This window comes from Streptomyces sp. 1-11 (genome assembly GCF_007176755.1).
In the GTDB taxonomy this organism is placed as follows: domain Bacteria; phylum Actinomycetota; class Actinomycetes; order Streptomycetales; family Streptomycetaceae; genus Streptomyces.
On record NZ_BJTV01000003.1, the window covers coordinates 138,877 to 152,144 of the forward strand.

13 protein-coding genes, 1 tRNA gene and 3 pseudogenes are annotated in these 13,268 nt (G+C 68.4%); 6 read left to right on the forward strand and 11 right to left on the reverse strand.

Features of this window, described 5'->3' with window-relative positions; all coding sequences use genetic code 11:
* The first annotated feature begins 265 nt into the window (after positions 1 to 265).
* Together TNCT1_RS07615 and TNCT1_RS07620 are read left to right on the forward strand one after the other, a co-directional pair.
* A complete protein-coding gene (locus TNCT1_RS07615) occupies positions 266 to 1,024 on the forward strand; it encodes a Pr6Pr family membrane protein (protein WP_143629728.1) in 759 nt (252 codons plus the stop codon).
* A 65-nt stretch (positions 1,025 to 1,089) separates the two neighbouring features.
* Positions 1,090 to 1,163: transfer RNA gene (locus TNCT1_RS07620), tRNA-Pro, on the forward strand.
* Positions 1,164 to 1,225: 62 nt separating this feature from the next.
* Here TNCT1_RS07620 and TNCT1_RS36165 read toward each other — a convergent pair.
* A pseudogene (locus tag TNCT1_RS36165) lies at positions 1,226 to 1,451 on the reverse strand (hypothetical protein); the annotation flags it as partial.
* 207 nt (positions 1,452 to 1,658) lie between these two features.
* On the opposite strand from TNCT1_RS36165, the gene TNCT1_RS07630 reads away from it, so the two are divergent.
* Positions 1,659 to 2,192, forward strand: a complete 534-nt coding sequence (locus TNCT1_RS07630) for a VOC family protein (RefSeq protein ID WP_143629730.1) — start codon at positions 1,659 to 1,661, stop codon at positions 2,190 to 2,192.
* 149 nt (positions 2,193 to 2,341) lie between these two features.
* Positions 2,342 to 3,106 carry an IS5 family transposase gene (locus TNCT1_RS07635; protein WP_143629732.1) on the forward strand — a complete coding sequence of 255 codons (765 nt, stop codon included), beginning with the start codon at positions 2,342 to 2,344 and terminating at the stop codon, positions 3,104 to 3,106.
* 283 nt (positions 3,107 to 3,389) lie between these two features.
* Here TNCT1_RS07635 and TNCT1_RS07640 read toward each other — a convergent pair whose 3' ends face one another.
* The 9 genes and pseudogenes from TNCT1_RS07640 to TNCT1_RS07680 form a co-directional block, all read right to left on the reverse strand.
* Entirely contained in the window at positions 3,390 to 3,740 is a 351-nt protein-coding gene (locus TNCT1_RS07640; protein WP_308789271.1) for a hypothetical protein, read from the reverse strand.
* 303 nt (positions 3,741 to 4,043) lie between these two features.
* Positions 4,044 to 4,691 (reverse strand): hypothetical protein, encoded by a 648-nt coding sequence (locus TNCT1_RS07645; protein ID WP_143629734.1) that lies wholly within the window; start codon positions 4,689 to 4,691, stop codon positions 4,044 to 4,046.
* 323 nt (positions 4,692 to 5,014) lie between these two features.
* The gene (locus tag TNCT1_RS07650; protein ID WP_143629737.1) at positions 5,015 to 5,686 is read right to left on the reverse strand and encodes a hypothetical protein; all 672 of its coding nucleotides are present in this window, start codon (positions 5,684 to 5,686) and stop codon (positions 5,015 to 5,017) included.
* Positions 5,687 to 6,309: 623 nt separating this feature from the next.
* Positions 6,310 to 6,508, reverse strand: a pseudogene (locus TNCT1_RS36170) (site-specific integrase); the annotation flags it as partial.
* Between the two features lie 111 nt (positions 6,509 to 6,619).
* Entirely contained in the window at positions 6,620 to 7,369 is a 750-nt protein-coding gene (locus TNCT1_RS07660) for an SDR family oxidoreductase (RefSeq protein ID WP_143629739.1), read from the reverse strand.
* A gap of 287 nt (positions 7,370 to 7,656) precedes the next feature.
* Complete coding sequence (locus TNCT1_RS07665; protein WP_143629741.1) at positions 7,657 to 8,436, reverse strand: DUF4253 domain-containing protein; 780 nt, start codon at positions 8,434 to 8,436, stop codon at positions 7,657 to 7,659.
* A 423-nt stretch (positions 8,437 to 8,859) separates the two neighbouring features.
* On the reverse strand, positions 8,860 to 9,276 hold the full coding sequence (locus TNCT1_RS07670; protein WP_143629744.1) for an arsenate reductase ArsC: 417 nt from the start codon (positions 9,274 to 9,276) through the stop codon (positions 8,860 to 8,862).
* Positions 9,269 to 10,357 (reverse strand): ACR3 family arsenite efflux transporter, encoded by a 1,089-nt coding sequence (gene arsB / locus TNCT1_RS07675; protein ID WP_143630428.1) that lies wholly within the window; start codon positions 10,355 to 10,357, stop codon positions 9,269 to 9,271. The genes TNCT1_RS07670 and arsB overlap by 8 nt, the downstream gene beginning before the upstream one ends.
* Before the next feature lie 23 nt (positions 10,358 to 10,380).
* The gene (locus TNCT1_RS07680) at positions 10,381 to 10,788 is read right to left on the reverse strand and encodes a helix-turn-helix transcriptional regulator (RefSeq protein WP_143629746.1); all 408 of its coding nucleotides are present in this window, start codon (positions 10,786 to 10,788) and stop codon (positions 10,381 to 10,383) included.
* A 78-nt stretch (positions 10,789 to 10,866) separates the two neighbouring features.
* Here TNCT1_RS07680 and TNCT1_RS36175 point away from each other — a divergent pair.
* A pseudogene (locus TNCT1_RS36175) lies at positions 10,867 to 11,361 on the forward strand (ArsI/CadI family heavy metal resistance metalloenzyme); the annotation flags it as partial.
* A gap of 152 nt (positions 11,362 to 11,513) precedes the next feature.
* On the opposite strand, the gene TNCT1_RS07690 reads toward TNCT1_RS36175, so the two are convergent.
* Positions 11,514 to 12,299: a calcium-binding protein gene (locus TNCT1_RS07690; protein ID WP_143629748.1), complete on the reverse strand. Its 786-nt coding sequence runs from the start codon at positions 12,297 to 12,299 to the stop codon at positions 11,514 to 11,516.
* Between the two features lie 200 nt (positions 12,300 to 12,499).
* On the opposite strand from TNCT1_RS07690, the gene TNCT1_RS07695 reads away from it, so the two are divergent.
* Positions 12,500 to 13,051 carry an EF-hand domain-containing protein gene (locus TNCT1_RS07695; protein ID WP_143629750.1) on the forward strand — a complete coding sequence of 184 codons (552 nt, stop codon included), beginning with the start codon at positions 12,500 to 12,502 and terminating at the stop codon, positions 13,049 to 13,051.
* Positions 13,052 to 13,268 lie beyond the last annotated feature (217 nt).

A 13,268-nucleotide genomic window follows, 5' to 3' on the forward strand; every position in this document is an offset into this window, starting at 1 on the left:
GCTCAGGGGCCCAGACGGCCCGGGCAGCTTGGGTGGCCCAGGCTGCCCCTGGGGGCTGGTGATTTCTTGGGCCGACGAATCTTGGTGGATCGGCGGTTCTCAGTGGATCGGCGATTGTCGGTGATGACCAGCGGATGTCGGTGACCAGCGGATCTCTCCGAGAGAGCGAATCTCGCTGCCCGGCGAACGTCGGTGGCCCGGCAGCCACACACCCATTCAGACCGCCCCAATAGCCCCATTCATCCCCCCTGCCTAGCGTGAGGGCATGACCGCCCCGATACCCAGGGACATCCCGGACCTGCCCGCGCTACCGCACCCGCCCCGCCGGCTGCCCGCCCCGGTCCCGGCCACGGCGGTGGTGGCCCCGGTGCACCGTCCGCTGGCAGCGCTGTTCCGGCTCCTGACCGCCGTCACGGCGGCTGCCGGTGTCGCCCTGGAACTGCTCCTCGGCTCCCCCACCCGGACCCTCAGCCACTTCAGCGTCCAGGTCGGCATCCTGCTGGCCGTCGTCATGCTCTCGTCGGCCTCCAGAGCCTGGCGGACCCGACGTCCGCTGCCCGCGGCCGTGACCGGCGCCGCGCTGCTGCACATCCTGATCGCCGCGCTGACGTACCACCTGCTGCTGGCCCACACCACGCCCCCGTTCACCATGACGGGAGCGGCTCCGCCGCCGGCCCGCTGGCACGGCCAGTGGGCGGCGCTCCAGCTCCTCCACACGGTGGCCCCGCTGGCGGCCCTCCTGGACTGGCTCCTGCTCACCCCCGCGGCCCGCCTGCACCTCCGCAACGCCGCGACCTGGCTCCTCTACCCCCTGGCCTACCTGGCCTTCTACCTCGCCCAGGCCGCGTTCCTGCCCCCCTCCACCCCGTCCCGCTACCTCTATCCCTTCCTCGACGCCCAGACCCACGGCTACCGCGACACCCTGGCGAACGCCCTCCTCATCGGCCTCGCCATCTACGCCGTGGCGGTCCTCCTCGTCACCCTGGACCACGTCCGCCCGAGCCCGGTCCGCCACCGTGGCTAAACCGGATTTCGTCTCCGGCCACCAGTGGGCTAAAGTAAACGACGTCGCCGCGAGAGCAGCGACATCGGGGTGTAGCGCAGCTTGGCAGCGCGCTTCGTTCGGGACGAAGAGGTCGTGGGTTCAAATCCCGCCACCCCGACAGCCGTAACAGCAGGTGAGGCACCTAGGAACGTTCCTAGGTGCCTCACCTGTTTCTGCTGACTACCGCTTCTCGCCTGCCCACGGGCGCCGTTCCTGCGCGCCGAAGATGCCGTCCATGACCACAGCTCCAGTCTGGATCACGGGCCGGATCTACTTCCGCCACCTTCTCAGTCACGGCAGTCCTGGAGTGCCCGACGAGCCGAGAGATCTCCTCCAGAGGGATGCCCCGGTCGGAGAGCAGCGAGACAAGTCTGTGCCGCTGTACGAGTAAGCGCGTCGGTGTGTACGGGTTCGGAGAAGCGTCCAGCTCACTGAGCGTTTTCCAACCTCAGGCTGAAGGGGACAGGAGCCAATGGCGGGGCCTGGCAAGAACAGCGCGAGCATTCGCGAGGTAGCACAGGTTGCGACTCAAGCTCACTGCGGTCTAGGACAGGGACTGACCTAAAGCGCCCATATCGTCGCTGCTGCCACCAACATCAGCGAAAGGACCGCGATGCCCGAGCAGACCAGCCCCGCGCCGGAGGGCTACACCACCGTTGCGCCCTGGGTCGTCACCGACGACACGGGGGCCTTCCTCGACTTCGTAGCCCAGGCGTTCGGGGGTGAGGTGCTCGGGCGGGTCTCGACCGAGGATGGCTTGATCGGTCACGGTGAAATTCGAGTCGGCGACACCGTCGTGTTGGCCTTCGACCGACACGCGGACTGGCCCACCATGCCGAGCCTGCTGCGCGTGTTTGTTGCCGATGCGGACGAGGCGTTCTCACAGGCTGTCGCAGCCGGCGGCCATATTGTCACTTCCCTGACCGACGACGCCTTCGGACAGCGCGGAGGGCGCATCAAGGACCCCTTCGGCAACATCTGGTGGGTGGTCAGCTGCGTGGAGGACGTCTCTGAGGGCGAGATGTGGAAGCGACTGCAGGACCCCGTATACGCCGAGGCCATGCGCGTGGCTCAAGAGACACTCGACGCCGAGCTCAGCGGTCGACCCCGCGGGCGCAGCAGTGCACCGGTCAGGACAACCAGCTGACCCATGATGTCGGGGTTCGCATGCGCGAGATCGTTAGCCAAGGAGCGTTTTCATTCTGCTTCGGCAGCTTGCCAGTTGGCCTGACACACGGGTGAAGCCCCTGGTAGATGGTTTTCGACCAAGAAATCCGTCTCTACTAAAGGCTTCACGTGCTTGTTTACCCGTCGGGGCTGGACGTGTCCAGTTCTGCCCTCCGCTTCCTCTCCGCCCGTCTGCGGGAACACCGCCGTAGTCTCGGCACCCGGTGGCGGCGACTGAGCCCGGGTCGGCAGGCTCTGCTCGCCCTCGCCCATCTCCGCAACGGTCATCCGTATGTGCAGCTTGCGGCCGGGTTCGGAGTGGGCACCACCACCGCCTACCGCTACGTCACCGAGGCGGTTGAGGTCCTGGCCGTCCTTGCCCCGACGCTCGCCGAGGCGGTCCGGGCGGCGTCGATGAAGGCATTCGTCCTGCTGGACGGGACGCTGCTGCCGATTGGCCGAATCGCCGCCGACCGGCCTTTCTACTCCGGCAAGCACAAGAAACACGGGATGAACGTGCAGGTGATCGCGGATCCTTCCGGCCGCCTGGTGTGGGCCTCGCCAGCCCTGCCCGGGGCCGTTCACGACGTCCGTGCGGCACGGAAGCACGGCATCATCGACGCGCTTGCCGAGGCCGACGTCAACTGCTGGGCCGACAAGGGCTACCAGGGCGCCGGAGGCACGGTCCGTGTCCCCTGCCGCGGCCGGTGGGAGACGCTTTCTGCAGGGCAGCAGGCCGTCAATCGATCCCACGCCAAGATCCGGGCGCTCGTCGAGCAAGCCGTCGCCACCCTCAAGTCCTGGCGACTCCTCCGCAAGCTCCGTTGCTCGACAACCCGCATCACGGTCCTCGTCCAGGCTGTCCTCTGCCTGCATCAGGCCAGCTCAACTTGAGCATGGAAAACGCTCACTGAGCAGACGGTCGTACTAGATCACGCAGGGAACGACGGGAACCAACCAAGCCAGCCAACCCCCTCAGCCCCCATGCCAGGTCACCCCGGCATCTGCCCGTGGACGAGCTAATGGCCCGTTACCGTTGCCACGGGCCGGCCGTCACGACTTGCTCTGGTCGACGACACCTACAGCGTGGCGGGGGCCGGCGGGGGTGCAGCGGAGCACACGCGCGCGTCACTGGTCAGCCGACGCGCCGTCGTGGCTGACTGTCGTCGACCGGGGCTCAAACCTGCACCCGCCGCACGCCGGTGCAGGCGGTCAGCTTGCTGCCGTCATCAGTGAGGAACAGCATGAACGTCCACGAGCCATCGGCAGTCCTGATCTGCCCCAAGCGAACCGGCTGCTGATGCCGACCGAGCAACTCCACGGCGCGTTCCAAGTTGGTGGTCTCGATGCCCCGACGACGCGTAAGTCGCAGCCGGCGTCCATAGACACGGGCGAGCAACTCGGCCGACGTAGCCCCGTCCCAGACCATGTAGGAGCCGCCGCAGCGGAGCGCCGCCAGAGCGGCTACAGACGCCTCATCGCTACCGACCAGCAGTCGTTCGAGTCGTTCCCGCTCCACCCCCGTCACCCCCGCCCGGATCCTGCTGTACAGCAGCCAGATACAGCCACCACAGCAACCGGCCCCACCCCGTAGCGCCCCCTGGAGGCCAGAACGCAACCTGTATGACCGTCTCCGACCCATCTCTCTATAGCTACGGATCAGAAAGCTTCTGACATCCACTGCTGACATCAACGACGGCGGATGGGGGCGGCCCCCTTGCGTAGCTAACCGGCCGTCGTACCAGCCACCAACAGCAGCCACAGAGTGCTCGGATCGAACTCCTAAAGCGGTGGTCGGCGGTACCCCGTTCGGTGGCAGGCGGCCGTACGCCTACTCGCAGGTCGGAGCGGCTGCCATCAGCATGCTGCTGATCGAGCCTGTGTCGGCGGCGGCGCTCGTGGGATCGATGCTCGATTCCTCTGCGACCGTCGTGGCCCAGCAATCTCCCCAAGTGGCTGCCCAGTCACCAGCGAGGTCGCTGTCGGGATCGAGATCCTCGGGCTTGCCCGTGATTCCGTAGGCATCGAGAAGTCGTCGCTCCACGCCGAACGGTTCGCCCATGGCGAGCTCCGGGTACTCACTGATCCAGCGCCTGAGAATCCGTCCGCCTTCGGCGATCAGCCACGCTTCTCCGTCGTTCTGTTCACTGTGGAAGAAGAGTTGGGCCTTACCGAAGACCGCGCTCAAATCTCGGCACAGGCTGGTGACGTGCGCCGTCTGCTGGGTGTATGGCAGGCCGAAGTACGGCCCGATGACCAGGGTCCACCCCTGCATCGGCGGCGTGACTACAACGGTGGAGAACGGCTCCTCCTCGTCGTGCGCCACCTCGTCGATGAGTGCCACACCCTCGGTCCAGCTCGTCTCCTGTACCTCCGTCAAGCCGAGGGCCATCACTACCTCCGCCTGATCGACAGTCTCGACCGCGAGCCATGAAAGCCAACAGGCGCGTATGAGCGGTGCGGAATCAGATGTCCCCATGGCCTGCATCGTAGGGGCGCAGGTGTTCGCCGACCTGAGGCAGTCTCTGGGCATCTGCGGTGGTTGCTGTACAACAGCGAAGTACAGCAACCACCGCAACCGACCACCAAAGGCCGTGGAAGACCCCACGACCTGCGTGCTGGACCGCAATGGCCGTCCCGCCGAGAGTTCAGGACGAAGAGGTCGTGCCAGACCCGTGCCAGATCGTGCGGAGAGCCACGGGGAACACTGGGGAGCCAGCCGACCTCGCACCAGGCGTCGGCGCCGCTCAGTCGCAGGTCAGCCTCGGGGTAAGCCCTAGATGCCCTTAGCTCTTCCCAAGCTCAAGTCTCGTCTACGTGACCGTTCAGATGGAAGAGGAGCCATTCGAGCCAGTCCGGTGTGACACCAAGCTCCGAGGCCCAGACGTGCATGGCACTGACGTAAGTGGTGTATCGGGTGGGCCAATGGCGGGTGCCCGCCGCCTTCCAGCTCGACCACCCGAGGGCGTTCAGCGAACGAAAGACGCGGTCGTCGAGGATCAAGGCCCGTTCACACGCGGCTTCACGATCGTCCACGGCCGCGAACCACTTGGTAAAGAAGGATCGTCCCACTCCACTAAGGACGAACTGCCGGTAGGCCCCGCTCAGGTCTCCGCTTCGGACGGCATGGCGTGTGGTCCGAAGGACTCTGGGCAGGCGCGGGTCGGACAGGGCCGCTTCGGTGTACCGCGGCCCGCGTCCGTTGGTGGTGCCTGAGCCCCAGACCATGACAGCTACGAACAGGTCACGCAGGCCGTCGGGGTCATCACCAGCGAGGTCACGGAGACGGGCCAAGTCGCCGCGTTCGATCAGACGGTCACCGGCCGGCTTACCCAGGGATTCAACGCCGATATCGAGTACATGCGCCGCCCCATGCGACGCCAACCGCGGGTGCCATGTTCCTGGACGGAAGCGCACGGGCTTCTGTGCACATTCGCCGTAGCCGACAACGAGCCTCTGAAGCTGCTCCACCATGCTCCCCCTGGCCATGACGGCGGCATGCCGTGGGCCGTAGCGTATGGGAAGTCGACCATGAGCGCAGGTGAATGGCCTCGTCCACCGCCTCCTGGAGCACCCACCGAACACTGAAGGCTTGTATGCGCGACGTGCTGTACCTACTCGCGCGCGCACGGAGCTTTCACACCGTGGATTATGCGCCCTACACAGTGCTTGCGCGACGCTGCACGCTGAGTGCCGAGTCTTCAAGCGGACTACCCGGGGGGGAACCGTGGGCGAGTGGAAGCAGAGCAAGTGCGGCTGGCCGACGGCATCTGGAGGGCGTTGCCAGAACAAGACGCTGAAGGGCACCTCACGCTGCTACCGACACCAAGGCGACTGGACGAAGCGCGGCCAGGCCGAGCTGAAGAAGAGGGCGAGCAAGCGTCGCAAGAAGTAGGGCGCAGTCGGGGGTGAGTGCCCAACTGCGTGACAACGTCGGCGCACACCGGCGAACGAGCACGGACGCCTGCGGACCATTGACGCAGGTGAGAAGCACACCAGCCCAAGGCCGCGCCCCCGCCCAAGTTGCTTCGGGACGAAGAGGTCGTGGGTTCAAATCCCGCCACCCCGACAGCCGAAACAGAAGATAAGGCCGGTACTGAATTCAGTACCGGCCTTATCTGCTTCCGGTAGACCTCCTCGGTCACAGCCGTCCCGGAGTGCCCGACAAGCCGAGAGATCTCCTCCGGAGGGACAAGGCGTCCATTCGTCGGCGTTGATCCCGTCGATGCCCTTGAGCGCCTGGCGGAAGGCACGGCGGACGTTGGCGGCATCGAGTGGCTTGCCCACGGCCGAGGAGATGGGCCCGGGGTTCTTCCGTACGGGCCGCGGTCGGGAGCGCGACGTCGATGTACGCGTGCATCGACCCGCAGGTCAGGCGGTCGGCCGCGTCGTGTGTGCTGGCCGGGGTCAGGCCGCGTGACCACCGTCGGCGTTCAGTTCGGTGCCGGTGATGTAGCCGGCCTCTTCACCGGCGAGGTATGCGATGAGCGAGGCGATCTCGTCGGCGGAACCGAAGCGGCCGAGGGCGGTCGTCGCCCGCTGTGGTTCGGCGAACGGGCCGTCCGCGGGGTTCATGTCCGTGTCGACGGGGCCGGCCTGGATCAGGTTCACGGTCACCCCTCGGGGACCGAGCTCCCGCGCCAGCGCCTTGGTCAAGCCGATCAGGGCGGACTTGCTCATGGCGTACAGCGTGCCGCCAGGAGCTCCGGCATACCGCGAGAGGGCGGTACCGAGCGAGATGATTCTGCCGCCGTTCTCCAGACGTGCGGCCGCAGCCTGGGACGCAGCGAAGACGCCTCGCACGTTGACGGCCAGGACCCGGTCGACGTCGGCCATGGTGAGACCGTCGATCGGGCCGAGGACGCCCACTCCGGCGTTGTTGACAAGGACGTCCAGTCGGCCGAACCGATCGGCGGCGGTCGCCACGGCACGCACCACCGCTGAGACGTCCGCCGCATCGGCCTGCACGGCCAGCCCACGGCGCCCGGTGGACTCGATCTTCTGCACCACGTCGCGCGCCGCTTCCCGGTCCTGCACATACGTGATCGCTACGTCAGCGCCCTCCTGGGCTAACCGGAGCGCCGTCGCCGCCCCGATCCCCCGGCTCCCACCGGTGACCAGAGCGACCTTGCCGCCGAGCGGATTTTGGCTGTTCATCAGATCTCCCTCGATGTCGCGTCGTTGCGACTTCAAGGACATCGCAGATGCGGAGCCGCCGCTGGCGGGAAGCAGACGTCACGCTGGGATCGGACGTCGCGGTCGATCGACGTAGCGGCTCGACGGCAGTGGTGACGGCAACAAGGTGGACGAGCGCGAAAAGACGTCGTTTCGGTTGTGGGCTGATCATCGGCCGCTCAACCCTGGAGGAGCCGGGGATCGCATCGGCCGACATGCTGGGCCGCCGCACTACAGCAGCGTGCCGACGATCAGTTGACGCCGGCGAGTCAGTCCCACCAGAACGACCAGTGCGTCCGCAGCGGCAAGCTTTTCGCGTAGTCGGGGAAGGGTGTCGGCGGATCATCGACGATGTTGTCGGCGGTCGACAGGACGTGCTCCAGGGCAAGAAGCTCGGCGTGCGCCGCGGTCTGCGGCGGGCGGGCGACAGAGACGAACAACTCGCCTCCCATTCCCACCACCCGGGCGCCGAACCGCTCCTCCCAGCTGCGCAGCAGCGCGCACACCAGCGGCAGCGGAGCGTCCGCATTCCAGCCGAGAAGCGCCGGGACGTCGGCGCTGCGCTGTGCAGGGACCAGCACGAGGCGGCACCCGTTCAGCCCGTACGGGTTTGCAGCCATGAGGTGACCGATCGTCCGCGCCGCAGCGTCCGCCGCCGAGGGATCGGCATCCGTGACCGGCGTCGCCGGTGCCAGACCCGGCCATGTCTCGAAGGGTGGGCCCGGATCGTGCGGCCACGGCGCGATGCCCTCCGGCACCGGCACCGGCTGCGGATTCGTCCACCAGGACAGACGGCGGCGCCGGTACTCGGCGAAGTCCGAGGCCAGTACGTTCTCCAGACGGACAGCGGATATCTCGGCCAGGCCCGTCGGACGGCCCAGGAACGGGCCGCCGAGCAGCGGCACCAGCCCGGTGTCTTCCTGCCCGTGCAGCAGGCGTCGCCACACGCCATCGACGTCGGACGGCGGTTCGTCCGCAATCCAGACACACACCGACCCCGAGGAGACGAACCGCCCCGGGGGAAGACCCTCTGGCAAGGCGAAAACCATGCCTGGACAATAGACCTCGGCTCCCTTCGGTCGCACACCGCCCTGAACGCCCGGGAAACAGCGGCGCTGATCGCGCCCCGGCCCAGGTAAGTGCCCTGTCATGTCAGCCGCGATCCGCATTCGGATTCCGCCGAAGCGGTGAACGTGGCGGCGCCCGTCGTCCGGGTGGGCGACGGGGCGTTGAGCTGCGTCATCCGCTCTTGTCGACTGGTTGACCGACTCCGTGGACCCCCAGCGATCCCGACGCCAGGTCGCACCCTGTGGACATGCCTGCTCGCGAACCCTTGCCAACTGCGCCTGATGCGCATCTCCGCCCCCGGACGGCAAGCGTCCGGGAGGCCCTCGGTCAGGCGGATCACCGGGTGAGCGGCCAGGCGCTCCAGGACTGAGCGGGCCGGCCGGAGCCTCGGTCGGGACGCCCTGTCAGGCTGCCGCCGGGGCGATCTCGTCGACGAGGGCCCGGACGCGCTGCTCGATGTCGTCGCGGATGGGGCGTACGGCGTCGACGCCCTGGCCGGCCGGGTCGGGGAGCTGCCAGTCGAGGTAGCGCTTGCCGGGGAAGACCGGGCAGGTGTCGCCGCAGCCCATGGTGATCACGACGTCGGACGCCTGGACCGCTTCGGCCGTGAGCACCTTGGGCACCTCCGCGGTGATGTCGATGCCCGCCTCCGACATGGCTGCCACGACGGCCGGGTTGACGCTGTCGGCGGGGGCCGAACCGGCGGAGCGGACCTGGACGCGGTCGCCCGCGAGGTGGGTGAGGAAGGCGGCGGCCATCTGGGAGCGGCCGGCGTTGTGGACGCAGACGAACAGCACGGACGGGGCTGTGGTGTCAGGCATGTGCGGGGTCTTCCTCGGGGGCGGGGGCAAGGGCCGGTGCGGATGCGGCCGGATCGGTGAAGTGGCGGCGGGCGTACAGGGCGACGTACACGAGGCCGATCAGCACGGGTACTTCGATGAGGGGGCCGACGACCCCGGCGAGTGCCTGGCCGGACGAGGCGCCGAAGGTGGCGATGGCGACCGCGATGGCCAGCTCGAAGTTGTTGCCCGCGGCGGTGAAGGCCAGCGTCGTGGCGCGCGGGTGGTCCAGGCCGACGGCGCGGCCCAGGGCCATCGAGCCGGTCCACATGACGGCGAAGTAGACCAGCAGCGGCAGTGCGATCCGGGCGACGTCGAGGGGTCGTGAGGTGATCGCGTCACCCTGCAGGGCGAAGAGGACGACGATCGTGAACAGCAGCCCGTACAGGGCGAAGGGGCCGATGCGCGGGAGCAGCCTGGTCTCGTACCAGGCGCGGCCCTTCGCGCGTTCGCCCACGCGGCGGGTGAGGTAGCCGGCCGCGAGGGGGATGCCCAGGAAGACGAGCACGCTGCGGGCGATCTCCCACACCGGCACATCCAGGCCGGTCTGCTCCAGGCCGAGCCAGCCGGGCAGGAGGGACAGGTAGAACCAGCCCAGCGCGGAGAACGCGACCACCTGGAAGACGGAGTTCAGGGCGACCAGGACGGCGGCGGCCTCGCGGTGGCCGCAGGCGAGGTCGTTCCAGATGATGACCATGGCGATGCAGCGGGCGAGGCCCACGATGATCAGGCCGGTGCGGTAGGCGGGCAGGTCCGGCAGGAACAGCCAGGCCAGGGCGAACATGAGCGCCGGGCCGGCGATCCAGTTGAGCAGCAGCGACGGCAGCAGCAGGCGGCGGTCGCGGGTGACGGTGCCGAGGCGGTCGTAACGGACCTTGGCCAGCACCGGGTACATCATCACCAGCAGGCCGAGGGCGATCGGCAGGGACACCCCGGCCACGGTCACCCGGGCGAGTGCGTCTCCGAGGCCCGGGACCAGGCGGCCCAGGCCGAGCCCGGCGGCCATGGCGGCGAGGATCCATACGGCGAGGTAGCGGTCGGTGAAGGACAGCCGGGCCGCCACGTTCGACCCGGGGGCGGCTGCGCTCACGAGGCGGCTCCGGCCGGTGCGGTGCGGCCGGGGAGGGGCCGGCCCGCGGGGCGGCTCAGGATGCCCGCGAGGCGGTCGGTCATCTCCGGGACCAGCCGGTAGTAGACCCATGTGCCGCGCCGCTCGGAGTCGATCAGGCCGGCCTGCCGCAGCAGTTTCAGGTGGTGGGAGATCGTCGGCTGGGACAGGTCGAAGGCCGGGGTCAGGTCGCAGACGCACACCTCTCCGCCCGCCCTGGAGGCGATCATCGACAGCAGGCGCAGCCGCACGGGGTCGCCCAGCGCCTTGAACACCTTGGCCAGTTCGACGGCCTGGCCCTCGTCCAGGGGAGCGGTCAGCAGTTCGGGGCAGCACGCATCGGCGCCGTCGCCCCGGCCGAGTACCGCCGGCTCTTGATTCGACATGCCTCTATGTTGACAGTCTTCGATACAGCACGCAATCTTGCATCGAAAGGCATCGATACAAGCCGATGGGGGTCCGTCATGTCCCGTGTTCAGCTCGCCCTGCGCGTCAGCGACCTGGAGGCGTCGATCACCTTCTACTCGAAGCTGTTCGGCACCGAACCGGCCAAGCGGCGCCCGGGCTACGCCAACTTCGCCGTCGCCGAGCCGCCGCTCAAGCTCGTCCTGATCGAGGGCGAGCCCGGCGAGGAGACCCGCCTCGACCATCTCGGCGTCGAGGTCGGGTCCACCGGACTGGTCCGCGCCGCCACCGCCCGCCTCGAGGAGGCCGGCCTGGCCGCCTTCGAGGAGAACGACACCTCGTGCTGCTACGCCCTCCAGGACAAGGTGTGGGTCCACGGCCCCGGCAAGGAGCCGTGGGAGGTGTACGTCGTGAAGGCCGACGCGGACACCCTCGGCAGGAGCGCCGACCCCGGCGCGCCCGACCCCGGCGCGCCCGACCCCGGCGCGCCCGACCCCGGCGCGCCCGGCGCCGGCTGCTGCGCCGACCGGGCGCCCGAGAAGGCTCCGGCGGCCGAGGAGGCTCCGGCGGCCGAGGAGGCTCCGGCGGCCGAGGAGGCTCCGGCGGCCGGTGATCCGGGCGGCGCCGGGGTTCCACCGGCGCCCGGCCCGCCTCGTGTGCCGGCACCTACGGCTGAGGAGTCGGGCTGGGGCTTGTCGGACTGGTCCTAGCGCACGTCGACGAAGTCGCCGGTGGCGTTGACCGCGGGGGTGGTCGCCGTGCCGGCGAAGCTGTAGCGGAAGTAGCCGTCGACGGAGGCGGTGACCGTGGTCTTCAGGCTGCCCGTGGAGGTGGTCCTGATGGTCTTCAGGGTGGTGTAGGTGCTGCTGCCCTTCTTGCGGAACTGCAGCTTCACCGGCTGGCTCGCGTAGCCGTGGTACTGGTTGTCCTCCCAGTTGGCGCGGGAGAGCTTGCCGGTGACCGTGATGGCGCGGCCCTTCTTCACCGGCTCCGGCGAGGCGTCGGCCGTCAGCTTCGAGGCGCGCTGCACCTTGAACGTGGTGGCCGCGTCGCGGTGGATGAAGTCGTGGTCGTTGGCCGAGACGAGCGTGCCGAGCTTCCAGGTGGCCGCCGCGCCGTTGTCGACGAAGCCGGTCGACGCCTGCGGGTCGAACGTCAGCGTGCCCGAGCAGGTGGACGTGGTGGCGTTCGTCTTGACGCAGGTGATGTCGCCGTCGTCCGCCCAGATCTGCGCGAAGTTCGGGGTCGGCCCGAAGGCGCTGATGTACGTGGTCTCGGCGATGCCCGAGTCGTCGGACGCGGTGACGGAGACCTTGGCGGACACGGCCTTGGTGGTTCCGACCACGACCGGCTTGCCGCCGTTGACGACGACCTTGTCGATCGTGATGTCGCCGCTGCCGCCGTCCCCCGCCTGGGCCGGGGAGACGCAGACGGCGGTGGTGAGCAGCGAGACGCCCGCGCCGAGAAGCGCGAGACGCGTGGTGGTGCGCATGGAGGTCCCCCTACGAAATCCTGATCGATCAAGGAGGAGCGTAGGACGTCGGCCAAGGGTTCGGCACGCCCTTTGCGTGCTCCGGCGCCCCGGCCCGGCATTCGGGTGGCATATGCGGTCATAAGTACCGTTTCATGACCCCTTGTTCCATTCTTGGGAGGTCGCGAGTCCGCGAGCCGCAATCACGGAGAGGGTCGCCCATGACCACCACGATGCAGGACGTCATCACCACGAAGCTCGAGCGCAACTTCGACGCCATGGACGCCAACCACGACGGGTACCTGGACTGGACGGACTACCAGAAGCTCGCCGACCGCTACATCCAGGCCTACCGGCTCGACAAGAACGACCGCCGGGCCAGGGCGCTCCAGACGTTCTGCCAGATCTACTGGCTGGAGCTGCTGCGGCACGCGGGCGTGGACGGCGACCGGCTGACGAAGGACCAGTTCGTCACCGCCAACCGCCTCGCGGTCATCGACACCAGCCGCCTCAACGTGACCGAGGGCGGCGGGCACGCCATCTTCGACGTCATCGACGTCGACGGCGACAACGAGATCGGCAAGGACGAGTTCGCGCGCTTCCTGCGGGACGTGTGGCGGAGCGACGCGCCGGACGCGATGTACGCGTTCGACAAGCTGGACACGGACGGGGACGGCGCCATCTCGCGCTACGAGTTCATCCGCGCGATCCGTGAGCACTTCCTGTCCAACGACCCGGAGGCCCCCGGCAGCATGTTCTTCGGGCGCGTCTGAGGACCGACCGCCCGAGTGACCCGCCGGCTTCCGCCAGGCCCCTCGCACGGCCGTCTCCTGGCTTCCAGGGGGCGGCCGTCGCCCTTCGCCCGTCAAGCCCGCGCCGGCCCGTGCCGCACGCCCGGATGAACACCGCTCGACCCGGGAACCCCGCCGCGAACTTCTACGTTGCTGTAGAAGATGCGGTCGCGCTTCCCAGTGGCCGCAACGCCGTCTA